The organism is Pseudoalteromonas sp. A3 (genome assembly GCF_025942345.1).
Lineage (GTDB): Bacteria > Pseudomonadota > Gammaproteobacteria > Enterobacterales > Alteromonadaceae > Pseudoalteromonas > Pseudoalteromonas atlantica.
The window spans coordinates 94,261-117,336 of the sequence record NZ_JAPCKL010000014.1; the positions used below are offsets into that span (position 1 = coordinate 94,261).

Sequence of the window (23,076 nt, forward strand, 5' to 3'; positions counted from 1 at the left end):
GTGTGCCGCAACGCTATTAGGCTTTAGTGTAGCTATATTTTTGATTGGCGTTTGTAAGAGAGTGTATGAAAGTTTATCTGAATGTAAGTGGCTAAATTGCATTGAAGACATTGATCACATAAGTTGAATAAAGGCATACGTTTGATTAGATTAATAAAATGGGAATGAGGATAAACCAATGAGCAACTCTATTTTAAAAAGTGCCAGCTTTGATCCCAAAGTGAAGCAATACTGGATGACCATGGCATGCTTTTTTAGTGCCGTTGCATTAGTGACCATTCCACTTATACCTGTGGTGTTATTTGTTGTATGGCTGGTGGCAGGTAAAATATTGGCAGCTATGTCGGCGCAATTACTCACGCAAAAGCTGGTTGTTAAACGCGGCATTTTATTTAAAGAAGAAAAATCTATACCACTTGAAAAAATAACCGATGTGGGGCTGAACCAAGGGCCGCTTATGCGCTTTTTTGGGTTATACCGGTTAAGCTTTGAAACTGCAGGGCAGTCGGGTCATGGTGCATTGGTGTCATTACTTGGTGTTGAAAATGCCAGTGAGTTTAGAGAAGCCATACTTGAGCAAAAAGATAACTTAGCTGCGCAAGCCCCTAAAACACAGGAGCTTGCTGAAGATCACCTTAACCAAGCATTACTTGCTCGCTTAGTTGAGGTAGTAGAGCGCATAGATACGCGTTTGGCAGCTTTAGAGGCGAAGCGTTAAGCGTTTTGTAATTGAGCCTGACCTGCAAGCATGCTTAGCTCTTTGGTACGGCTTTCAACAACCTGATATTCGCGCGCTTTAATTGTACTTATATAATTCCACTTAGCACTGGCTTTTGCAGGTGTAAATGTAACGGTTAAATAGCCGCGCTCCACTAAATTATTATAAGCAAGGTCATCAACTAATAAGGCAATTACTTGCTCTATTTGCGCTACGGTTTGCGCATCTTGTGTGTTTAGCGCTAAATATTCTTCAAGCCCTGGTGATGAAACCGATGCCGTTGCAAATTCCACCCCAGCATTTTGTGAGGCTACAATAGGGTTACTGGCATCAGTTTTAAGCTGTCCCGCCCACCCGTTATGAGTATCTCCGGCTAAAACTACTAAGTTTTTTTGTGCTGCAATAGCGGTACCTAATAATACTTCTCGCTCGTAGGCATAGCCATCCCACGCATCAAGGTTATACGGTATGGTGGTTTGAACACGGGCAAGCTCTGCCTCGGTTACACTTGGGTCGCCCGCTAATACACGGCCTTTAATTTGCGCCAGCTCTGCAAATAATACATTGGCCTGTGCGAGCAATTCACTTGGATCGCCTCCGTTTGCCTGAGCACTTTGTAAGCTAGCAAGTAGTAACATGACCTCTACTGGTAAGTGCATTTTTGTCATTAGCACTTGTTGCCCTAACACTTGCCACTGTGTGCTTGAGGTAGTGATTGCATCGCTAAGCCATGTAAGTTGTTCGCTGCCTAATAATGCACGGTCTGTTGCGCCTATTGCTGCAGCAAATGCGCTTTGCCCTGCAGGGGAGGTAAGGTCAAAATCACTATATTTAAGCTGCTCATCACGCGCTAATACACGGGTATCTAGCATATATAAAGAGACTAAATTACCAAACTCAAAGCGTCGGTAAATACGTTCTTTGTCGGCTACATTACGAATTGGCATCCACTCAAAGTAGGCTTGTAGTGCATTGAGTTTACGTTGGCTAAATTCGCCTTCACCTTCGTTATGATTTTCTGCGCCTTCGCGCCATGTGTCATTGGTGATTTCGTGGTCGTCCCACACTGTTATAAATGCACAGTGGCTATGGGCTGCTTGTAAGTCGGCATCGAGGCGATAATTTGCATAGCGTTTTCTATAATCGGTCAGTGCGATAATTTCGCTGCTGTTATCTAATGGTAGCAGTCGGTCTAACTGTGCGGCGTCTTCGGTTGCATAACCCGTATTGCTGTATTCGTATATGTAATCACCTAAGTGCAGTACCGCATCTAAATCGCTTTGCTTAGCAATTTCGCCATACACATGAAAATACCCTGCAGGGTAATTTGCGCACGATACAACGGCTAATTTCACCTGATCAACCGCACCGACAGGAAGCGTTTTTCCTTGTCCGATAGGGGAGGTTTTTCCATGTGCATTAAAGCGATAGTAATAAACGGTGTTGGCATCAAGCCCTTGTAAATCAACTTTAAGAGTAAAGTCGGTGGTATCACTGATATGTGTTTCACCATCGTGAACAATATTTGTAAAGCTTTGGTCGGTGGCGGCTTGCCATTGTACTTTTAACGATTTAGTTGTTACATCGAGTGGGGTTACACGGGTCCAAATAATTAAGCTATCGCTTAGCGGGTCGCCGCTGGCAACGCCGTGGTCAAAGCTAACGGGAGTGTCGTCATCATCGTCAAAACGACAACCTGTTAAACCAAGTGATAATACGGCAGCGCCAAATCCTGCTGCCGATGCTTTTAAAAAACTTCTCCGTGTAAATGCCATTGCTTTGTACCTGTAAAGTGTAAAAAGCAAAGTGTAGGCAATTTAGGTTACTTTTTTGTGAAGCAATTAAAAAACTTCACTTACTTGCGTTGCATTACACGTAATAACGGTAACGTTTTCGTAGCCTACGCGGGTTAGCGCTTCTGCACCTAAGGTGGCGCGGGCACCGCTGGCACAATGTAAGTAAATAGGGCGTGCAGCGTCTTTTTCTATTTCCATTAGCTTCATTTCGAGTAATCCGCGTGGAATATTTATTGCCCCTACCGCAGCTACATTGGCATGCTCGGCGGGTTCGCGTACATCAATAAGTAAACCTTTATTTTGTTCTAGCTCTTGCTTTGCTTGCGCTGCATCAATACGGCGTTGGTTAGGTGTGATAATTTTTAGTAAATCAGGAATTGAAGTAAGCATTAGTCTGTAAATCCTCTTTTGCGCAAAAAAGTCATTAATGGGCACCATTTAGTGTAGGCGGATTGCACTAAGTTAATACCAATAAATAACGTTAAAAATTGAAAGTTACTATCAACAAAGTAGCTTAAAAGCACAGAAATTGTAACGGCACTTCCGCCAATTAAGAGTATGGCGTCACTTATTTTCATGAATTGACCTTAACATTAGTTTTTTCTAATGTTAATTATATTAGAACTTGCTAATGTAAAAGTCTATAATTAAAACACGCAAAATAATTAAGTATCACTATGAATATTGAACAACTTGCAGAAAACGCTCAGCAGGCAGAGCAATTTTTAAAATTAATGGCAAATAAAAACCGTTTAATGATTTTATGTAGTTTATTGCAAGGTGAACAAAGTGTGGGTGAGTTAAATCAAAATGTTCCGTTGGCGCAGTCTGCTTTGTCTCAGCATTTGGCGAGTTTACGTAAAGCCCAGCTAGTGGCAACTCGCCGTGAGGGACACACAATTTATTATTCGTTAATCGACCCAAAGGTTGAGTCGATTATTACGTTACTTTACGAATGGTTTTGTAAGCAAAGTACGGCTGAGTAATTTGCTTTAAATAAAAGTGGCAATCTCATCAAGCGACTTTTTATCAAGTGCATGGGCAGGTACAGTTGCATCGTCACTTGGGTAGCCCGCAATAAGTAACATGTAAGGACGTTCGTTGTCTTTGTCGCGCTTACAAATGTCGGTTAAAAAACTCATTGGTTTAGGTGTATGGGTAAGCGTAGCTAAGCCACAGCGGTGCAGGGCTTGTATTAAAAACCCAGTAGCCAGCCCTACTGATTCGTGCACATAATAATTGGTGTTTTTATCATCCGTATTCACACCGCCTTTTTTTTGACTAAACACTGCAATAAGCCAAGGCGCATGCTCTAAATAGGGTTTATTGGCGTCGGTACCTAATGGTTTTAGCGCATCAAGCCACTCTTCTCCTGCTCTGCCTTCATAAAAAGAGCGCTCTAGTTTTTCGGCGGCCTCTCTTATTTGTTTTTTTACATCGCTACTGTTTATAGCTACAAAATGCCACGGTTGATGATTCGCTCCGCTTGGCGCGGTACCTGCTGCTTTTATACAGGCTTCAATTATATTTTTAGGCACAGGTCGGTCGCTAAAGCTGCGAATACTATGGCGGCGCTGGCTGGTTTGTAAAAATTCGGTTGCGCGTTTTAGCATTTCATCGTGAGGGTATTCTATAAAGTCGTTTAGTGGTTGGCTTTGATGTTTTTGCATGGCTTTACGCTTCTTATAAAGTGTGTGTGTGGTTTTTATACCGACTGAATAAATGCGAGGCAAGTATTATTACCTATTGTGTTTATTTATTGTTACAAAATTAACCGCTGCGTAACTTATGTTCCTTTTTTTAATGTGATATAAAAAGCGCAATAAAAAAACTATTAAAATTCAAGGAAGTAAAAATGCTATCAATAACAGGGTTATCTAAAACCTACGATAATGGCGTACATGCACTACAAGGTGTTGATTTATCAATAGGAAAAGGAATGTTTGGGCTGCTTGGGCCAAATGGGGCCGGTAAATCATCACTAATGCGTACTATTTCTACGTTGCAATCTGCCGATTCGGGTTCAATTACTTTTGATGGTATTGATGTTTTTAAAGACCCACAGGCTCTGCGCCAACGTTTAGGTTACCTACCGCAAGATTTTGGTGTATACCCTCGCGTAAGTGCTTACGACTTGCTAGACCATATGGCTGTTTTAAAGGGCATTCATAATAAAGGCGAGCGTAAAGAGTCGGTAGAAGGCTTGCTTGCACATACTAATTTATATCAACATCGCTCAAAAGCGGTAAGTGGCTTTTCGGGCGGTATGCGCCAGCGTTTTGGTATTGCACAAGCCTTACTAGGTGACCCTGATTTACTAATTGTTGATGAACCAACAGCAGGGTTAGATCCTGAAGAGCGAAATCGTTTTCATAACTTGCTAGTAAGCTTAGGCGAGCAAAAAGTCGTTATATTATCGACCCACATTGTTGAAGATGTAGCAGAGCTGTGCCCAAACATGGCCGTACTGGCAGGCGGAAAAATATTATTAGAGGGTAACCCCATTGCCCTTACCGATAAACTCCAAGGCCAAATTTGGCGCAAAGCCATGAGCCAAGAAGAAGCACTAGAGCTTGAGCCGCAACTGCCTGTTATTTCAAAACGCTTATTTGCTGGGCAAACCATATTACATGTATTAGCCAATGAAGCCCCTGAAGGTTTTGAGCTCAGCAGTGCAAACCTAGAAGATGTGTATTTTTCTACGTTGCTTAATCATCGTAACAGCCAAGTAGTATAAGGGGGCGCTATGTTTTTTAATATGCTCGCGTTTGAGCTGCGCTATTTTGTGCGCCAGCCTTCGTTTTATGTGACCTCATTAATCTTCTTTTTTATGGCGTTTTTTATAAGCTCCAGTAGTAAGTTTCCGCTAGGTGGGGCTAATGTTCATATGAACTCGCCTTATACCATTATGGTTTTAACGGTTACCTTTTGTACGCTTGCTATGTTTTTAGTGGTTAACTTTGTTGCAAGCTCAGCGATTCGCAACAGCGAGACCAAAATGGATGAGCTGGTGTTTAGTAAGCCCGTTAACCCGCTTGCTTATCAATCAGGGCGTTTTTTTGGTGCTTACTTGGTTGTGCTCGTTGTTTTTTTAACTGTGCCACTAGGCGTGTTTTTGGGATCTCAGTTTGGCTTGTTGGTTGGCTGGCTCGATAGTGAGCTAGTAGGCCCTAATAAGTTTATATATTACGCTGCGCCTTTCTTATATTTAGCAGTGCCAAGTTTATTGGTCCTCAGTGCTATTTTTAATAGTGTGGCGGTTTATTTTAAAACCATAATGGCGGTATATGTAACGGCCGTGGTGATCTATATAAGCTACCAATTGGCGAGTATCTATTTTGACGATTTAGCGTTTAGAAATATTGTTGTTTACGCAGATCCATTTGGCACAGGGTCGTTAATTGACTTAACCCGTTACTGGACTGTAAGTGATAAAAATACTGAAGTGTTAACGCTTTCGGGCGATTTTTTAATTAACCGTATTTTATGGGTAGCACTAAGTTTAGCGATGTTTTTTGGCCTCGGAAAGTTAGCTAATCGCGTAGTCACTAAAAAACAGAAAAAGCAATTTGCTGTCTCTACGTTTGTAAAAAATAAACAAGCAGCACTTATTAGCAGCGCTAAAAACTACAAGTCAAAAGGGGTCAATACGCAATCGCAATTAGTAATGCGCAGCTTATTTGAGCTTAAGCAGGTTATATTAAGTGCTCCTTTTATGATTTTAGCGGGTGTCAGTATTATTACGTTACTCGCACCACTTTTTGCGCCTATTGGCGCATATGGCACAACAGATTGGCCGCTCACACAAAACATGGTGGGCATTATTCAAAACGCCTCCGCTATATTTATGTTTATTATTATTGCTTATTACAGCGCAGAGCTGGTTTGGCGAGAACGCCACAGTGGTATGGGCGATATTGTTGACAGCTACCCGGTGCATAACAGTGTGTTTTGGGTATCTAAAATTATTGCGCTAATCACTGCAGTTTGTGGCCTTTATTTAGTAGGCATAATGTTTACCATTGCGGTGCAGCTATTTAAGGGGCAATTTAACCTAGAGCTTGGCCAGTACTTATTTAGGTTGGGTTACCTTACATTACTGCCTTTAATTATGATGGCTATTTTGGCGTTCTTTTTACAAATAATTAGCCCTAATAAATACATAGGTATGGGTTTGTTTATTCTGTATTACATTGCTCAAATGGTAATGGGTGCTTACGGGTTTGAGCATCATATGTATCATTTTTCGCAAAGCAGTAGCGTACCGTATTCAGACATAAACGGTTACGGGCATTTTTTACAAGGCGCGCATTGGTATACCCTATATTGGGGTGCATTGAGTGTGTTTTTAGCTATTGTAGGCTTTGCTTTATGGCACCGTGGTCCATCGCAAACATTGCGTACTCGTTTATCTTTAGTGCGTTACAACATGTCTTTAAAAGGCCAGATTGCAGCCGTTATAAGTTTATTGGTATTTGTGGGCGCGGGTTATAACATTTATTACAACACTCGTGTAATCAACGAGTTTGTAACAAGTGATGATAACGAAGCGCTACAAGTAAGGTATGAGCAAGAGTTCTCACAATACAAAGACTTACCGCTGCCTATAATAACTGATGTTGATTTACACATTGATATTTATCCTAAAAAGCGTGCTTTAAACGCCGTGGCTAAAATTAAGTTTACCAATACCGCAAACGAGCCAATAACCCGTGTGTTAATTATCGAGCCTAGCCAATCTAAAAGCTGGGATGTAAAAATGGCGGGCGGGGAAATAGTTGAGCGTTTAACCGATTTTGGCATGGTATGGTTTGAGTTTGAACAACCGCTAATGCCTAATGAAGTACGCGAAGGTGAGCTTTCTGTTTCTCGTGAACACGACGGTTTTGTTGATAGAGGATCTGATACTCAACTCGTGCACAATGGTACATTTGTAAATAATAGAGAATTATTACCAAATTTTGGTTATCAAAAGTATTTTCAAATTGCGGATAAGTATGAGCGCCGTAAGCACGATTTACCCGAGCTTGAACGTGCACATAAACTAGAAGACAGCCGCTATTATACGCAAAATGAGTTTGGGCCTGCTAATGGCTTTATAAACTACAAGGCAACAGTAACCACCGATGAGTCACAATTTGCAATTACACCCGGTTATTTAAAAAGTGAAAGTGTAAAAGACGGACGACGTACTTTTGTTTATGAAATGGATGCTCCAATTATAAACTTTTATTCTGTTCTTTCGGCGGAGCTTGAAAGCAAAAAGGTTGAACATAACGGTGTAAATATTGAGGTGTACTACCACAAAGATCATGCATGGAATGTTGACCGTATGATTGAGTCAGTACAAGACTCAATAGATTACTACACACAAGCATTTGGGCCATATCAGCATAAGCAGTTACGTATTATTGAGTTTCCTAAGTATCGCTCGTTTGCGCAAAGTTTTGCTAATACGGTGCCTTACTCAGAAAGTATTGGCTTTATCACAGACTTAAGAGATGAGAGTAAAGTTGACCTACCTTACTATGTAACCGCACATGAAGTTGCACACCAATGGTGGGGGCATCAAGTATCTGGGGCTAATGTAGAGGGCAGTGCCGTTATTTCTGAATCGCTCTCCCAATACAGTGCGCTTATGGTGCTAAAAAAACGCTTTGGCGCCGAGAAGCTTCGTAAATTCTTAAAGTACGAGTTAGATAGATACTTAATGGGCCGCACAGGCGAAGCCTTTGAAGAAATGCCGCTGTATAAAACGCAGTCTCAACAATATCTTCATTACAATAAAGGCTCGGTTGCGATGATGGCTTTGTATGACCTATTAGGTGAAGAGCGCTTAAATGCCGCACTTAAAGCGTTTTTGAATGAGTTTAAATACCAAGCAACGCCATACCCAACCACACTTGATTTACTCAGTTATTTAAAGCGAGATGCAACACAAGCTGAACAACGTTTTATTGATGATCAGTTTAAATATATAACGCTTTATGAGCTTGAAATGAAAGCAGTGTCGGTTACAGATGATGTTGATAGCGAAGGTTTTTATACAGTAACACTGAGCGTTGAAGCAACTAAGCAGCATGCCGATGGACAAGGTGAAGAAACTGAGCAACCACTCGATGAGCTAATTGATATTGCATTGTTTAGCGATGACCCTGAAAACCTACTTGCTGAAGACTTTGTTATTTACTCGCAAAAGCATCAAATAGTCTCTGGTACTAATACTATTGAGCTAAAAGTAAAAGAAAAACCAGTGTACGCAGGGGTTGACCCGTACATTAAGCTTGTAGATAAAGACAGTAAAAACAACCTAGCTAAGTTTTAATGATTAACGATTAACGGAAAGGCCGCCTTTAATGCGGCCTTTTTTGTTTTAGCGAATTGCTAATACCAATGCGCAATAAAGCTTAATAAAGCGAATTAGCATATTGGTAAAAAGAGGTAATAGCAGCGAGGAGCTCGGCGATTAACCGAAGTGGGTTATATAGTAAGGTGCTTTAGTCGCTAAAATTAAAAGGCGCTGTGAGTATTTAGGGTGCCCTAAACGAGAAAAGGGCCAAAAGGCCCTTAGTGTTGCAGCAAGTAACACATTTTGTTTTAAAGCGTAAAGTCTACAGCGTAGCCTACGTAAACTTTAACATCTGACTCATCCATGTCGGTGTCAGATACGCCAAAAGTAAAACCATCTTTTGATACAGAGATACCGTAATCAATAATATTATCATCGCCTATAAAGTCGCCAGAGTAGTGACCTAAGTGCAGCGCAACCTCAGTACCATTGCTGCCAACAGCAAAGCTGTAATCGGCATTTAGGTATAATGAATCGCCAAAGTCGGTGCCATCGCCATCTGCCGCTGAAGTGGCAAGGATTGCAGCGCCAAAGGTGAAGCCTTCTGCGCTGATGCTACCGTAAATTTCAGAGAAATCAGCATCTGCCTCAGAAGCTGCATCTGGGTAAGCGTAATAAATGTAACCTACATCGTAGCTAAATGTGTCGTTAATATCGCCACCAAAACCCGCGTAAACATCAAGCTCATAAGTCATTTCATCGGCCCATGAAGCATTTGATGCCCAGGTACCTACATAAAAGCCTGACTCGTCAGCGTAATCAATACCGCCAGAAATAGCAGCATCGCCCCCAGTTTGCTCTTGACCACGCCATAAGTAGTTAGACGTAGCCGCTGCGTTTGCTGTTACTTCTGCATGTACGGCTGTTGATGTTAAAGATGTAGCACCGAATAAAGCTATTGCGCTAATTGCGATGGTTTTTTTTAGTTTTAGCATGTCCATTTCCCGTTATATGATTTTTATCGCCTAGGTTTTTATTCTCTTATTGGCAACCCTTTGACTGGCGGTGTTTTATTGTTTAACTGGGAATGCAATTGCACTGTATGTGCCAGCTTAAAATAATTTCTATAAAACTGTTTTTTTACTTTTATAAAACAATATGTTGAGAAGTTCTAGAAGAGGGAATGATTGAGGAGGTTAATTAAAAAACGCACACTGCTGGTGCATAAATTAACCTAACTGCACCAGAAAAATACAGTTAGGTTAGGTAGATTTAGCCAAATATAGTGCGCATAAGACTAATTGTTTCGTTTACTCCGCGGCCTTTTTGTACTTCGCTAATAATAGAGTCGCGTTTGCTACGAATATGCTCGGGAATGTCATCGGCTGCAAGTGCACGGTCTACAAGTATTTCGGCTGACTCTTTACCTCTACGCTGTGGTTTTCCTGCACTTGTTGTGCTGCGTTTAGGTTTATTTAATAGCTTAATATAATTTGAGTTGTCGGCCGTGCTGGCATCTGCATAGTAAAAAAAGCACGGTAATAACGCTTTTATACTAACTAGTTGCTCTTCTAGTTCATTGCTGCCATTAGCCATTTTAAACCACGACATAGCATGAATGCTTTGTACTATATCTTGCCAGTAGCGCTCAAAGTCGCGATTGTTTAATTTAGTAATACCTAAAGCTGCACATAATGCATCAAGACGGCTATTACTAATTGGCGTAAATACATCTGGGCGGCGCATTGCTAATAAACGTGTAGCAGGGGCAAGGGTTGGTTTTTCATCGCTACCGTTAAAGGCAAGTAAATAAGCAACAACAAACTGTTGGTAATCAGCTTCGCTCACATCACCTTCAAGCGGGATGTTAGCAAGTGCATCGTCAAACGCGCCAGGCAAGTCGGCTAGCATTTGATGAAAACCCTTTGCACTTTTTGTTGATGCGAACCATTCAACATCAAAGTTATAGGTGCTTGGGTCGAGCGTGGCAGTGTGTTTACCACTAAATGCCAGTAAATCCTCTGGGATCATATCTTTTAGTGCTTGCTCACGAATGCTGTGCAAATACGTGGTAAGGCGAAGCTGTTCGTCCAGTGCAATAAGTTTTTTATGTTGCTCTACAAACATACTAATAACAGGCCAAGGTGCTACACGTAGTGTTTTAAGCTGTAAAAAGCTAATTGCTGAGGTTAGCTGGTCGTGCAGCTTTTTTAAAACTGGTAGTTGCTGTGGCTCTAGTAAATCGTAATTTATACGGTCTTTACTTGCACTTAGCAGCTCATAACACCAGCCTAAAAAATCCTCTGGGTGGTTTTCTACTTTCACGGCCATTAGGTTTAGGCTTAGTTCTGAAGCTTGCTTCAAGATGTTTTGGTAAATTTGACTTTCTTGTTCGCCTAGCGCCATTTTTGACGGTGAAATTAGCAGTTTTTTCATGCCTTGTAGAGTCTCCGAGTAGATACATTTTTTAGCTGCTTTATTTTAGCGCAAATACGCCAATAGCAACAGGGCCGTGCATCATACCTAACAATTCAAGGGATGCAATGTTGTAGGGTTTAATACTTGGTTAGATTTAAACTTGATGAGCTTTACTTTTAGTACCAATTTCGCAACGTTTACTTTTAAGCATAAATTCATTTCAAATTAAATAAATTACAATAAAGTGCTTTTTTGTCACAACGACAATGATTTTAAAGCTAACACTCGCTATGATAAGAACATTATTTGCACGTTTGAAAGGATGATCATGAAGACCTTACTCAAAATTGTTGGTGTAATACTCTTACTTTGTATTGCGTTAATTATTGCCGCTCCGTTTTTAATCCCAACAGATACTATTTTTAATAAAGTATCTGAACAGGTTGAAAAAACAACAGGGCGCACACTTACTATTAAAGGTGATAAAACGCTTAGTGTATTTCCTGCATTAAAGTTAGAGCTTAACGATGTGCACTTTGCAAACATGCAGACAGGCTCGCGCGACGACATGGCAAGTATGGAGCAATTAGCTGTGCACATACCATGGTTATCGTTATTTGGCGGCGAATTCAAACTTGATAAGTTTGTTATTAACGAGCCCAATATTTTATTAGAAACTGATAAAAACGGTAAAGCTAACTGGCAGTTATTTGATGCTGTAGCAGAGCAGCCGCAAGAGCAAACTCAATCAGGTGAGGCTGTTAAACTACCAGAGAACTTTGATATAGAGTTAGGTGAAGTGGCTATTTACGGTGGTACGTTTACTTACCTAGATGGGCAAACAGGCGCTAAACAACAAATTAGTGACTTGGAATTGGCTATTTTACTTCCTTCACTACGTAAAACACTAGAGATCAAAGGCGGCATTACATATATGCAAGAGCGCTTTGAGCTAGATGTAAAGCTTGATACGCCGGCAAAGGCAATTGAAGGGGCGACATTTGAGGTTACTCAAAGCGTAGACTCTCGCTTGGTCGATCTTACTTTTAACGGCAGTATTGCTCGCCAAGGTAAAGATATAAAAGGTGAGTTAGCGCTAAGTGGCGACTCTGTTAAGGAGCTAGCAACTTGGCAAGGGGTAGACTTAAACGCTAAAGAAAATGCATTTAATGCGTTTAGTGTAAACGGTAAAATGCATCTTATAGATGATACGTTTAACTTAGAAGAGCTGATTGCTACCCTAGATGAATTAGAGATTAAAGGAAAAAGTGAAGTAAACTTAGGAAATAAACTAGCGGTTAATGCTGATATAGACCTAGGTATGCTTGATTTGAACCCCTACTTACCGGAGGTAGTCGCTAAGCAGCAAGCACCGCAAAGCGAAGAACCTAAAGCCGCGCAGCCGATTGTTTGGGACGATACTAAAATTGATTTAAGCGCATTAAATGCACTTAATGCTAATGTAGTTATTCGCTCAAGCGGTTTAAAAGCTAACGATATTGAGCTAGGTGCTAATCAATTTACAGTCGATTTAAATAACAGCGTTGCTAAATTAAGCTTAGATAGCTTTAAAGCATATGAGGGCACTGGTAAAGGGGTTATCAACATAAATGCGCAGCAAACGCCGTATAAAATAAGCACAAATTTTGATTTAGCCGACATAGACGCACAACCGTTACTCACTGATGCGGCTGGCTTTGATAAGCTCATGGGTAAAGGGTCATTAAATTGGAATTTAACCACAACTGGGCAAAGTCAAAAAACCTTTATTAATGCATTAAATGGCAATGTTAGCTTTGAATTTGCCGATGGTGCTGTTAAAGGCGCAAACGTGGCTGAAATGGTTCGCAAAGGCAAAGAGCTTATTACGGGTAATCTTGGAGCTGTGAGTGAAGGGCTAGATACAGGCTTTGAAGAATCAGAGCAAACAGATTTTTCTGCGCTCACAGGTAGCTTTAACTTTACTAATGGCGTGGGCCGTAATAACGACCTATCGCTGATGAGCCCACTTATTCGTATTACAGGTGAAGGCGATGTAGATTTGCCTCAAACCAATGTTGATTATCGCTTAGTGACCGGCATCGTTGATTCGATTGAAGGGCAAGGCACTACAGACGATAGTACAGGCTTTAAAATCCCACTGCGTATAGAAGGCCCATTTCATGACGTTGGCTTTAAGCTAGATGTAAGCAACGCGCTTAAAGATGAAGCAAAGCAAAAGCTCGATGACGCCAAAGAGAAAGCAAAAGAAAAAGCCAAGGACAAAGTCAAAGATAAACTAAAAGGCTTATTTGGCTAATACTATTAAACCCCACAAATAAATAATTAAGGCGCTATTTGCGTCTTGATTGTTTTATAACCACTTGTAAAATAGCTACATAGCGGTTTTTACTCAGTTTTAATCTGTCCTTCCCTTAAATTAATTAAAAAATAACCTACCACTCACTAGCCAATGCTGGTACAATTGCCCGCCCTTAAGAGACAACTCTGTTGTTTTTTGAGTGGGATTTAATCGAAGTGCCTTGATTTTAAACAAATTTAAGGCAAGTTGTAATTACTACACCGGAGGTCATTAACATGATCCAAATGCAAACTCAGCTGGAAGTTGCTGATAACAGCGGCGCTCGCAAAGTGCAGTGTATAAAAGTCCTTGGTGGTTCACACCGTCGCTATGCGGCAGTTGGCGATATCATTAAAGTTTCTGTGAAAGAAGCTATTCCTCGCGGTAAAGTGAAGAAAGGTGATGTTAAAAACGCGGTAGTTGTGCGTACCAAAAAAGGCGTTCGTCGTCCGGACGGTTCTCTGATCCGTTTCGATAGCAATGCGGCTGTTATCTTAAATGATAACTTGCAGCCAATTGGTACTCGTATCTTCGGCCCTGTGACTCGTGAACTTCGTAATGATAAGTTCATGAAAATTGTTTCACTAGCCCCAGAAGTACTGTAAGGAGTCTATCATGGCAGCAAAAATCCGTCGTGATGACGAAGTAATCGTACTAGCAGGTAAAGACAAAGGTAAGCGCGGCAAAGTGCTTTCAGTTGTTACCGAGTCTGGTCGAGTATTTGTCGAAGGCATTAACTTAATCAAGAAACACCAAAAGCCGGTTCCACAATTGAACCAAGCTGGCGGCATTGTTGAGAAAGAAGCGTCTATCGACGTATCAAACGTTGCGATCTACAACTCGGAAACGAGTAAAGCAGATCGTGTAGGTTTCAAGATTGAAGATGGTAAGAAATTACGTATCTTTAAATCTACTGGTAAAACTATCTAATAGTTGGAGTAGAATGATGGCGAAACTGCATGAAGTATATAAAGACAAAGTAGTTGCTGAGCTTCAAGAGAAGTTTGGTTTCAGCTCTGTCATGCAAGTCCCTCAGATCGAAAAGATCACATTAAATATGGGCGTGGGCGAAGCCCTAGCTGACAAGAAGATTTTAGATAACGCTGTTGCGGATCTAGAAGCTATCGCTGGTCAGAAACCTTTAATCACTAAAGCACGCAAATCTGTTGCTGGCTTCAAAGTGCGTGAAGGCTACCCAATAGGCTGTAAAGTAACCTTACGCGGCGAGCGTATGTGGGACTTTTTTGAGCGTTTGGTATCAATCGCTATCCCACGTATCCGTGACTTCCGTGGTGTGAGTGCTAAGTCTTTTGATGGACGTGGTAACTACAGCATGGGCGTACGTGAACAAATCATCTTCCCAGAAATTGATTACGATAAAGTAGACCGTGTACGCGGTATGGATATCACAATCACAACTTCTGCGAAATCTGATGAGGAAGGCCGTGCGTTGTTAGAAGCGTTTAACTTCCCATTCAAGAAATAAGGGTAGGGTTATGGCAAAGAATTCTATGAAAGCGCGCGAAGCAAAGCGCACTAAACTAGTTGCTCAGTACGCTGAAAAGCGTGCAGCACTAAAAGCTATCATCAGCGATGTTAACGCATCTGAAGATGATCGTTGGGACGCGGTACTTAAGCTTCAAGCTTTACCACGTGATTCTAGCCCTGCACGTCAACGTAATCGTTGTAACATTACGGGCCGCCCACATGGTTTCCTTCGCAAATTCGGCATGAGCCGTATTAAAGTTCGCGAAGCAGCTATGCGCGGTGAAATTCCTGGCCTTAAAAAGGCTAGCTGGTAATAGTATCACGGGAGTAAGACTATGAGCTTGCAAGATCCTATCGCGGATTTGTTTACACGTATCCGTAACGGTCAATCAGCGAAGAAAGTATCTGTAACGATGCCAACTTCAAAGCTGAAAGTAGCAGTAGCTAAAGTATTAAAAGACGAAGGTTACATCGCAGATTTCGCTGTAAACAGCGAAGCGAAACCTGAGCTTTCTATCGAGTTGAAATACTTCGAAGGCAAAGCTGTAATTGAAAATATCCAGCGTGTTAGCCGCCCTGGTCTACGTATCTATAAGAAACGTGACGAATTACCGAAGGTAATGGGTGGTCTTGGTATCGCTATCGTATCAACTTCTAAAGGCCTAATGACAGACCGCGCAGCACGTAGTGCTGGTGTTGGTGGTGAAATCATTGGCTTTGTAGCTTAATCGGAGGGGAACTATGTCTCGCATAGCAAAGGCACCAATCAATGTTCCTGCCGGTGTAGAAGTTACATTAAAAGGCCAGGACATCACAGTTAAAGGCAAAAACGGTGAACTTACTCGTACTATCAACAACGCTGTTGAAGTACAAGTTAACGACAACGTTATTACAACTTTACCTCGTGAAGGCGTAGCTAATGCATGGGCTCAAGCAGGTACTGCTCGCGCTCTAATCAACAACATGGTTGTTGGTACGCATGAAGGTTACGAGAAGAAACTTCAGTTAGTAGGTGTTGGTTACCGTGCTGCAGCTAAGGGTAAAGTTTTAGACTTAACACTTGGTTTCTCGCACCCAGTTAATTTCGAAGTTCCTGAGGGAATTACGATTGAAACTCCAAGCCAAACAGAAGTTCTAGTTAAGGGCGTAGATAAGCAGTTAGTTGGTCAAACAGCTGCTAACATTCGTGCATACCGTAAACCTGAGCCTTATAAAGGTAAAGGTGTTCGTTATTCAGATGAGAATGTACGCCGTAAAGAGGCTAAGAAGAAGTAAGGTAAGACGATGGATAAAAAAACAGCTCGTCTACGTCGTGCTAAACGCACTCGTAGAAATTATATTGAACAAGGCACAACGCGTCTTGTTATCCACCGCACGCCACGTCACATTTACGCTCAAGTAGTTAATGCTGAGGGTACTGTACTGGCTGCTGCTTCTACTGTTGAGAAAGCTATTAGCGAAACAGTTAAAGGCACAGGCAACGTTTCAGCTGCACAAGCAGTTGGTAAAGCGGTTGCAGAACGTGCGGCTGACAAAGGCATCGAAAAGATTGCTTTTGATCGCAGTGGCTTTAAATATCACGGCCGTGTGAAGGCGCTAGCTGATGCTGCGCGTGAAGCCGGTTTGCAATTCTAGGAGTAGACAATGGCTAACGTAGAAGCAAAGCAACAACAGCCTGATTTAGCTGAAAAGCTAATCGCGGTAAACCGTGTGTCTAAAGTAGTTAAAGGTGGTCGTATCTTTAGCTTCACTGCACTAACTGTAGTTGGTGATGGCGCAGGTAAAGTAGGTTTTGGTTATGGTAAAGCTCGTGAAGTTCCAGCTGCTATTCAAAAAGCAATGGAAAAAGCACGTCGCAACATGATCAATGTAGACCTAAATGGCAACACATTACAGCATCCTGTTAAAGGACGTCATGCTGGCTCACAAGTGTTCATGAAACCAGCATCTGAAGGTACTGGTATCATCGCAGGTGGTGCTATGCGTGCAGTACTAGAAGTTACTGGTGTGCAGAACGTACTTTCTAAATGTTACGGTTCTACCAACCCGATCAACGTAGTACGTGCAACGATTCAAGCTCTAGAGAACATGAACTCTCCTGAGTCAATCGCTGCTAAACGTGGTCTGCGCGTAGACGAAATTCTGGGGTAACCATGGCAAATAAAACTGTAAAAGTAACACAAGTAAAGAGCTCTATCGGTCGTTTACCGAAGCATAAAGCTACATTACGCGGTCTTGGTTTACGTCGTATCAACCACACTGTTGAGTTAGAAGACACAGCATGTGTACGTGGTATGATCAACCGAGTTTCTTACATGGTTAAGGTAGAGGGTTAATTTCATGCATTTGAATACACTTTCACCTGCTGCAGGTTCTAAAACTGCTCCAAAACGTGTTGGTCGTGGTATCGGTTCTGGTCTTGGTAAGACTGGTGGCCGTGGTCACAAAGGTCAAAAATCACGTTCTGGCGGTAAAGTACGCGTTGGTTTTGAAGGCGGTCAAATGCCTATGCAACGTCGTCTACCTAAATTTGGTTTCACTTCACGCAAATCGTTAGTATCTGCAGAAGTAAACCTTTTTGAAATCGCTAAAGTTGAAGGCGATGTGGTAGACCTAAACGCGTTACAAGCAGCTGGTCTAGTTAAAAAGAACGTTCTGTTCGTTAAAGTTGTTAAATCTGGCGAAGTTTCACGCGCTGTTACCGTTAAAGGCCTTAAGGCTTCTAAAGGTGCTCGCGAAGCTATTGAAGCTGCCGGAGGCAAGGTAGAAGACTAAGGAAGTACTAATGGCTAAACCAGGTCAAGATACACAAAGTGCACAAAGTGGACTTTCGGAATTGAAGCGTCGATTACTATTTGTTTTAGGTGCTATCATTATTTACCGTCTAGGTTCATTTGTGCCAATCCCTGGGATTGACGCCGCTGTACTTGCCGATTTCTTCGAGCAACAAAAGGGCACCATTGTTGAGATGTTCAACATGTTTAGCGGTGGTGCGCTTGAGCGAGCTTCAGTGTTAGCACTGGGTATTATGCCGTATATCTCGGCTTCGATTATTACGCAACTATTAACGCATATGTATCCTCCGTTTATAGAGCTTAAGAAAGAAGGTGAGCAAGGGCGTAAAAAAATTAGCCAGTACACACGCTATGGCACGCTTGTGCTTGCTACTATCCAATCAATCGGTATTGCAACTAGCTTACCGGGCATGATGGAAGGGTTAGTTGTTAACCCGGGTCTCGGTTTCTATTTCACCGCAGTGGTGAGTTTAGTAACTGGTACTATGTTCCTAATGTGGTTGGGCGAACAAATAACAGAACGCGGTATCGGTAACGGTATCTCAGTTCTTATATTTGTTGGTATTGTAGCTAACCTGCCGTCTGCTATTGGTTCGACAGCCGAAATGGCGCGCCAAGGTGATTTGAATGTTTTTGTACTGTTGATGGTTGCGGTTATAGTATTCGCTGTTACTTATCTTGTAGTGTTTTTCGAACGTGGACAACGTCGTATCGTTGTTAACTACGCTAAACGCCAACAAGGTCGTCAAGTATTTGCTGCTCAAAGCACGCATTTACCACTAAAAGTAAACATGGCGGGTGTTATTCCACCAATCTTCGCTAGCAGTATAATTCTGTTCCCTGGTACAATTGCAAGCTGGTTCGGCCAGGGTGAAGGTCCGGTCGCTGATGTGCTACAAGCTATTGCAACAACGTTGACTCCAGGTCAGCCTTTGTATGCGATGGTGCTAGCAGCAGCTATCATCTTCTTCTGCTTTTTCTACACAGCGTTGGTTTTTAACCCGCGTGAGACAGCAGACAACCTGAAGAAATCTGGCGCATTTATCCCAGGTATTCGTCCAGGTGAGCAGACATCTAAATACATTGATAAAGTGATGACACGCCTGACATTGGCAGGTGCTTTGTATATAACCTTTATCTGTCTGGTGCCCGAATTCATGACTATGGCATGGCAAACGCCATTCTATTTCGGCGGTACATCAATTTTGATTATCGTTGTAGTAATCATGGACTTTATGGCACAAGTACAGACTCACCTGATGTCACATCAGTATGATTCTGTGCTGAAAAAAGCGAACCTTAAAGGCTACGGCCGATAAGGTCAGTTTACGGAGTTGAGCAATGAAAGTACGTGCTTCCGTTAAGAAAATATGCCGTAACTGTAAAGTTATTAAACGTGCTGGTGTAGTACGCGTAATTTGCAGTGAGCCTAAGCATAAGCAAAGGCAAGGCTAAGTAAACAGTCGTGCAGGCTGAGATTTCTCGGCCTGTGTTTTTAGTTGTGATTTGGTCTTCGTTTGAGTATCCTTACGGGCTTTTCAAACTTTTGATTACCAAATTCAAATATAGGAGATGTGTTAGTGGCCCGTATCGCTGGCATTAACGTCCCTGATCATAAACATGCAGTTATTGGTTTAACAGCTATTTATGGCATAGGTAAGACTCGCTCTAAGGCTATCTTAGAAGCGACTGGTATCGCCGAGACCACAAAAATCGGTGAACTTTCAGACGAAACTCTTGACGTACTGCGTGATGCAGTTGGCAAGTACACTGTAGAAGGTGACCTTCGTCGTGAAGTTACTCTAAATATCAAGCGCCTTATGGACCTTGGTTGTTTCCGTGGCCTACGTCACCGTCGCTCTTTACCACTACGTGGTCAAAGAACAAAGACTAACGCGCGTACCCGTAAGGGTCCTCGTAAGCCTATTAAGCGATAAGGGGATAGTATTATGGCTAAGACACCAATTCGTCGTAAAAAGGTTAAAAAGCAAGTTGCTGATGGTATGGCTCATGTTCATGCGTCTTTCAACAACACTATTGTAACAATTACCGACCGTCAAGGTAATGCACTATCATGGGCTACTGCCGGTGGTTCAGGTTTCCGTGGTTCACGTAAATCTACTCCATTTGCTGCTCAGGTTGCTGCAGAGCGTGCAGGTACTGCTGCTCAAGAATACGGTTTAAAAAATCTAGAAGTTTTCATTAAAGGTCCAGGTCCAGGTCGTGAATCTGCTGTACGTGCTTTGAATGCTGCTGGTTACCGTATCACCAACATTACTGACGTGACGCCAATACCACACAATGGTTGTCGTCCACCGAAGAAACGTCGCGTTTAACAATAGGTTAGGAGAAATAACATGGCAAGATATTTGGGCCCTAAGCTCAAGCTGAGTCGTCGTGAAGGTACTGACCTGTTCCTTAAGAGCGGCGTAAGAGCTATCGACTCTAAGTGTAAACTTGAGACTGCACCTGGTCAGCACGGCGCTCGTAAAGGTCGCTTATCTGATTACGGTTTACAATTACGTGAAAAGCAAAAAGTACGTCGTATCTACGGTGTATTAGAAAAGCAATTCCGTAATTACTACAAAGAAGCTGCTCGCCTTAAAGGTAATACAGGTGAAAACTTGTTACAGCTTTTAGAGCAACGTTTAGACAATGTTGTATATCGCATGGGTTTTGCTAGCACACGCGCTGAAGCACGTCAGTTAGTAAGCCACAAAGCGATTTTAGTTAATGGTCGTGTTGTGAACATTCCTTCATACGTAATTGCTCCAGAAGATACTGTAGTAATCCGTGAGAAGTCTAAAACACAAGCACGTATCATCGCTGCTCTAGAGTTGGCTGAGCAACGTGAAAAGCCGACTTGGGTTGAAGTTGACGGTAAGAAATTGGAAGGTAGCTTTAAGCGCCTACCTGAGCGTTCAGATCTGTCTGCGGACATTAATGAACAACTAATCGTCGAACTTTACTCTAAGTAAAGTTAAGAGTTAAGAGAGGATAAAATGCAGGGTTCTGTTACAGAATTTCTAAAACCAAGGTTAGTCGATATCGACGCTATCAACCCAACGCGTTCTAAAGTAGTTTTAGAACCACTAGAGCGTGGCTTTGGCCATACTTTGGGTAATGCCTTACGCCGTATACTGTTATCATCTATGCCTGGATGTGCAGTAACTGAAGTTGAAATCGACGGTGTATTGCATGAGTACAGCGCGAAAGAAGGCGTACAAGAAGACATCATTGAAATACTACTAAACCTAAAAGGTCTAGCAGTAACGTTAGAAGGCAAAGATGAAGTTTTTCTGACCCTGACTAAATCTGGTGTAGGCCCTGTGACTGCGGCTGATATTCAGCACGATGGCGATGTAACAATTGCTAATCCAGATCACGTTATTTGTCATTTAACGACAGATAGCAGCGAGATCAGCATGCGTATTCGTGTTGAGCGTGGTCGTGGTTATGTGCCGGCATCTAGTCGTTTATCCTCTGATGACGATGAGCGTCCAATTGGTCGATTGCTGCTTGATGCATCATTCAGCCCAGTTGAACGTATTGCGTACTCGGTTGAATCAGCCCGTGTTGAGCAACGTACAGACTTAGACAAGTTAATCATTGATATGGAAACAAACGGCACATTAGATCCTGAAGAAGCGATCCGCCGTGCGTCTACTATCTTAGCTGAGCAATTAGATGCATTCGTAGATTTACGTGATGTAACTGAGCCAGAAGAGAAAGAAGAGAAGCCAGAATTCGATCCTATTCTACTTCGTCCAGTTGATGATCTTGAACTAACAGTACGTTCAGCAAACTGTTTGAAAGCCGAGCAAATTCAATATATCGGTGATTTAGTTCAGCGCACTGAAGTTGAGCTTCTTAAAACGCCTAACCTAGGCAAGAAGTCTCTAACTGAAATAAAAGACGTGCTAGCTTCACGTGGTCTTTCTCTAGGCATGCGCCTAGAAAATTGGCCGCCTGCAAGCCTAGCTGAATAATCTAAATCACTATATTAGTTTAGTTAGAAGGATAGGGTCATGCGCCATCGTAAGAGTGGTCGTCAATTAAACCGTAACAGTAGCCATCGTAAAGCGATGTTCAGCAATATGGCAGGTTCTTTGGTGAAACATGAAATCATCAAAACTACTTTGCCTAAAGCGAAAGAGTTACGCCGTGTAATTGAACCTTTAATCACACTGGCTAAGACTGACAGTGTAGCAAATCGCCGTTTAGCGTTTGCTCGCACGCGTGATAATGAAGTAGTTGGTAAATTGTTCAGCGAAATCGGTCCTCGTAATACAGACCGTCCAGGTGGTTACACTCGTATTCTTAAGTGTGGCTTCCGTGCTGGTGATAATGCACCAATGGCTTATATTGAACTAGTAGGTCGCCCAGCGACTAACGAAGAAGTTCAAGAAGACGCGCAGTCTGCAGAGTAAGTCTTTAAAGAGACACCAAAAAGCCGAGCTTAATGCTCGGCTTTTTAATGCCTAAAATTTGACATCCCTCCAAATAGTTACTTGATAATTACCTATTACCTATTACCTATTACCTATTACCTATTACCTATTACCTATTACCTTCATTATGCTAAACCGACTTAGTTAAACCAATATAGTTATAAAGCCTGGTTTCTCAAAAAGCTTAATTAAGCGGTAACCCTCTAAGTCGAGCTTATAAGGTTTGTAAAACATACCCCAGACTGTAGATGTACAGTGCAATTTGGATAGTGATAAAGCAAATTGGCCAACCAAACAGAGATATTTAATTTTAACTCGCTAATTTAGTGGGCTTAAGGCTACTTTTAGTTGGGTTTTTGAACGTTTAGCTCAAATACTCAGCGAACAGTCATTTATTTCAAGTTTTCTTTAAAAAAGGGTTGATCTGTTTTCGGATCTCCCTATAATGCGACCCCACTGAGACGGCAGAGCGCAACGCAAAGCGAGGCACGAGCTACTTAGTAAGTTGAGTAAAACTTAGTTTTAAAAACTTTCAAGTTTAACAAAATTAAGTGTTGACAAAAAAATAGGAAAGCGTAAGATGCGCAGCCCTAGCGAGATAAAGTTTAACGCTTTAATCGCAACGTTCTTTAACAATATAAAGCAATCATCTGTGTGGGCACTCGTACAGATTGAGTTCTAACAGCCAAGCTACTTAGGTAGTGAGGCAAACAAATTTAGAGTCTCAATTGAAACTGAGTGACCAACAGCAACAACTTACTTAGGTTTTACTTAAGAAAA

The 23,076-nt window shown here is 41.9% G+C and carries 28 protein-coding genes; 22 read left to right on the forward strand and 6 right to left on the reverse strand.

Features of this window, described 5'->3' with window-relative positions; genetic code table 11:
* Positions 1-178: 178 nt before the first annotated feature.
* Entirely contained in the window at positions 179-718 is a 540-nt protein-coding gene (locus tag OIZ54_RS18135; RefSeq protein WP_055255299.1) for a PH domain-containing protein, read from the forward strand.
* Here OIZ54_RS18135 and OIZ54_RS18140 read toward each other — a convergent pair.
* The 3 genes from OIZ54_RS18140 to OIZ54_RS18150 form a co-directional block, all read right to left on the reverse strand.
* On the reverse strand, positions 715-2,493 hold the full coding sequence (locus tag OIZ54_RS18140) for an alkaline phosphatase D family protein (protein ID WP_264391003.1): 1,779 nt from the start codon (positions 2,491-2,493) through the stop codon (positions 715-717). The two genes, OIZ54_RS18135 and OIZ54_RS18140, sit on opposite strands and share 4 nt — an antisense overlap.
* A gap of 66 nt (positions 2,494-2,559) precedes the next feature.
* Complete coding sequence (locus OIZ54_RS18145; protein WP_004589222.1) at positions 2,560-2,904, reverse strand: rhodanese-like domain-containing protein; 345 nt, start codon at positions 2,902-2,904, stop codon at positions 2,560-2,562.
* The gene (locus OIZ54_RS18150) at positions 2,904-3,092 is read right to left on the reverse strand and encodes a DUF2892 domain-containing protein (RefSeq protein WP_004589221.1); all 189 of its coding nucleotides are present in this window, start codon (positions 3,090-3,092) and stop codon (positions 2,904-2,906) included. Before OIZ54_RS18150 ends, OIZ54_RS18145 begins: the two co-directional genes overlap by 1 nt.
* A gap of 99 nt (positions 3,093-3,191) precedes the next feature.
* Here OIZ54_RS18150 and OIZ54_RS18155 point away from each other — a divergent pair, with 99 nt between their 5' ends.
* Positions 3,192-3,500, forward strand: coding sequence for an ArsR/SmtB family transcription factor (locus tag OIZ54_RS18155; protein WP_024033876.1), 309 nt, complete (start codon positions 3,192-3,194; stop codon positions 3,498-3,500).
* Positions 3,501-3,506: 6 nt separating this feature from the next.
* Here the strand turns inward: OIZ54_RS18155 and OIZ54_RS18160 are convergent, their stop codons facing one another.
* The gene (locus OIZ54_RS18160; protein ID WP_029773143.1) at positions 3,507-4,184 is read right to left on the reverse strand and encodes a nitroreductase family protein; all 678 of its coding nucleotides are present in this window, start codon (positions 4,182-4,184) and stop codon (positions 3,507-3,509) included.
* A 185-nt stretch (positions 4,185-4,369) separates the two neighbouring features.
* Here OIZ54_RS18160 and OIZ54_RS18165 point away from each other — a divergent pair, with 185 nt between their 5' ends.
* Complete coding sequence (locus OIZ54_RS18165) at positions 4,370-5,251, forward strand: ABC transporter ATP-binding protein (RefSeq protein WP_104643598.1); 882 nt, start codon at positions 4,370-4,372, stop codon at positions 5,249-5,251.
* 9 nt (positions 5,252-5,260) lie between these two features.
* Positions 5,261-8,839, forward strand: coding sequence for an ABC transporter permease/M1 family aminopeptidase (locus tag OIZ54_RS18170; protein ID WP_264391004.1), 3,579 nt, complete (start codon positions 5,261-5,263; stop codon positions 8,837-8,839).
* Positions 8,840-9,111: 272 nt separating this feature from the next.
* Here the strand turns inward: OIZ54_RS18170 and OIZ54_RS18175 are convergent, their stop codons facing one another.
* Both OIZ54_RS18175 and OIZ54_RS18180 read right to left on the reverse strand, forming a co-directional pair.
* Positions 9,112-9,798, reverse strand: a complete 687-nt coding sequence (locus OIZ54_RS18175) for a TorF family putative porin (protein ID WP_264391005.1) — start codon at positions 9,796-9,798, stop codon at positions 9,112-9,114.
* A gap of 277 nt (positions 9,799-10,075) precedes the next feature.
* Positions 10,076-11,239 carry a hypothetical protein gene (locus tag OIZ54_RS18180; protein ID WP_024033871.1) on the reverse strand — a complete coding sequence of 388 codons (1,164 nt, stop codon included), beginning with the start codon at positions 11,237-11,239 and terminating at the stop codon, positions 10,076-10,078.
* Positions 11,240-11,549: 310 nt separating this feature from the next.
* On the opposite strand from OIZ54_RS18180, the gene OIZ54_RS18185 reads away from it, so the two are divergent.
* The 18 genes from OIZ54_RS18185 (at position 11,550) to rplQ (ending at position 22,275) form a co-directional block, all read left to right on the forward strand.
* Complete coding sequence (locus OIZ54_RS18185; protein WP_264391006.1) at positions 11,550-13,520, forward strand: AsmA family protein; 1,971 nt, start codon at positions 11,550-11,552, stop codon at positions 13,518-13,520.
* A gap of 278 nt (positions 13,521-13,798) precedes the next feature.
* Positions 13,799-14,167: a 50S ribosomal protein L14 gene (rplN, locus tag OIZ54_RS18190; protein ID WP_004589211.1), complete on the forward strand. Its 369-nt coding sequence runs from the start codon at positions 13,799-13,801 to the stop codon at positions 14,165-14,167.
* 10 nt (positions 14,168-14,177) lie between these two features.
* Positions 14,178-14,492 carry a 50S ribosomal protein L24 gene (rplX, locus tag OIZ54_RS18195; protein ID WP_004589210.1) on the forward strand — a complete coding sequence of 105 codons (315 nt, stop codon included), beginning with the start codon at positions 14,178-14,180 and terminating at the stop codon, positions 14,490-14,492.
* A gap of 16 nt (positions 14,493-14,508) precedes the next feature.
* A complete protein-coding gene (gene rplE / locus OIZ54_RS18200; RefSeq protein WP_004589209.1) occupies positions 14,509-15,048 on the forward strand; it encodes a 50S ribosomal protein L5 in 540 nt (179 codons plus the stop codon).
* Positions 15,049-15,058: 10 nt separating this feature from the next.
* Entirely contained in the window at positions 15,059-15,364 is a 306-nt protein-coding gene (gene rpsN / locus OIZ54_RS18205) for a 30S ribosomal protein S14 (RefSeq protein ID WP_004589208.1), read from the forward strand.
* Between the two features lie 21 nt (positions 15,365-15,385).
* Complete coding sequence (rpsH, locus tag OIZ54_RS18210) at positions 15,386-15,778, forward strand: 30S ribosomal protein S8 (protein ID WP_004589207.1); 393 nt, start codon at positions 15,386-15,388, stop codon at positions 15,776-15,778.
* Positions 15,779-15,791: 13 nt separating this feature from the next.
* Positions 15,792-16,325, forward strand: a complete 534-nt coding sequence (rplF, locus tag OIZ54_RS18215; protein ID WP_004589206.1) for a 50S ribosomal protein L6 — start codon at positions 15,792-15,794, stop codon at positions 16,323-16,325.
* A 9-nt stretch (positions 16,326-16,334) separates the two neighbouring features.
* Positions 16,335-16,685: a 50S ribosomal protein L18 gene (rplR, locus tag OIZ54_RS18220; RefSeq protein WP_004589205.1), complete on the forward strand. Its 351-nt coding sequence runs from the start codon at positions 16,335-16,337 to the stop codon at positions 16,683-16,685.
* A gap of 9 nt (positions 16,686-16,694) precedes the next feature.
* The gene (rpsE, locus tag OIZ54_RS18225; RefSeq protein WP_004589204.1) at positions 16,695-17,201 is read left to right on the forward strand and encodes a 30S ribosomal protein S5; all 507 of its coding nucleotides are present in this window, start codon (positions 16,695-16,697) and stop codon (positions 17,199-17,201) included.
* 2 nt (positions 17,202-17,203) lie between these two features.
* Complete coding sequence (rpmD, locus tag OIZ54_RS18230; protein WP_004589203.1) at positions 17,204-17,386, forward strand: 50S ribosomal protein L30; 183 nt, start codon at positions 17,204-17,206, stop codon at positions 17,384-17,386.
* A gap of 4 nt (positions 17,387-17,390) precedes the next feature.
* Positions 17,391-17,825, forward strand: coding sequence for a 50S ribosomal protein L15 (rplO, locus tag OIZ54_RS18235; protein ID WP_004589202.1), 435 nt, complete (start codon positions 17,391-17,393; stop codon positions 17,823-17,825).
* Between the two features lie 10 nt (positions 17,826-17,835).
* On the forward strand, positions 17,836-19,164 hold the full coding sequence (gene secY, locus OIZ54_RS18240; RefSeq protein ID WP_004589201.1) for a preprotein translocase subunit SecY: 1,329 nt from the start codon (positions 17,836-17,838) through the stop codon (positions 19,162-19,164).
* Between the two features lie 22 nt (positions 19,165-19,186).
* Positions 19,187-19,300, forward strand: coding sequence for a 50S ribosomal protein L36 (rpmJ, locus tag OIZ54_RS18245; protein ID WP_002959476.1), 114 nt, complete (start codon positions 19,187-19,189; stop codon positions 19,298-19,300).
* Between the two features lie 125 nt (positions 19,301-19,425).
* Entirely contained in the window at positions 19,426-19,782 is a 357-nt protein-coding gene (gene rpsM / locus OIZ54_RS18250) for a 30S ribosomal protein S13 (protein ID WP_004589200.1), read from the forward strand.
* Between the two features lie 12 nt (positions 19,783-19,794).
* Positions 19,795-20,181, forward strand: coding sequence for a 30S ribosomal protein S11 (gene rpsK / locus OIZ54_RS18255; RefSeq protein ID WP_002959471.1), 387 nt, complete (start codon positions 19,795-19,797; stop codon positions 20,179-20,181).
* Between the two features lie 21 nt (positions 20,182-20,202).
* The gene (rpsD, locus tag OIZ54_RS18260; RefSeq protein WP_004589199.1) at positions 20,203-20,823 is read left to right on the forward strand and encodes a 30S ribosomal protein S4; all 621 of its coding nucleotides are present in this window, start codon (positions 20,203-20,205) and stop codon (positions 20,821-20,823) included.
* A gap of 24 nt (positions 20,824-20,847) precedes the next feature.
* A complete protein-coding gene (locus tag OIZ54_RS18265; RefSeq protein WP_004589198.1) occupies positions 20,848-21,834 on the forward strand; it encodes a DNA-directed RNA polymerase subunit alpha in 987 nt (328 codons plus the stop codon).
* A gap of 39 nt (positions 21,835-21,873) precedes the next feature.
* Entirely contained in the window at positions 21,874-22,275 is a 402-nt protein-coding gene (rplQ, locus tag OIZ54_RS18270; RefSeq protein ID WP_004589197.1) for a 50S ribosomal protein L17, read from the forward strand.
* Positions 22,276-23,076 lie beyond the last annotated feature (801 nt).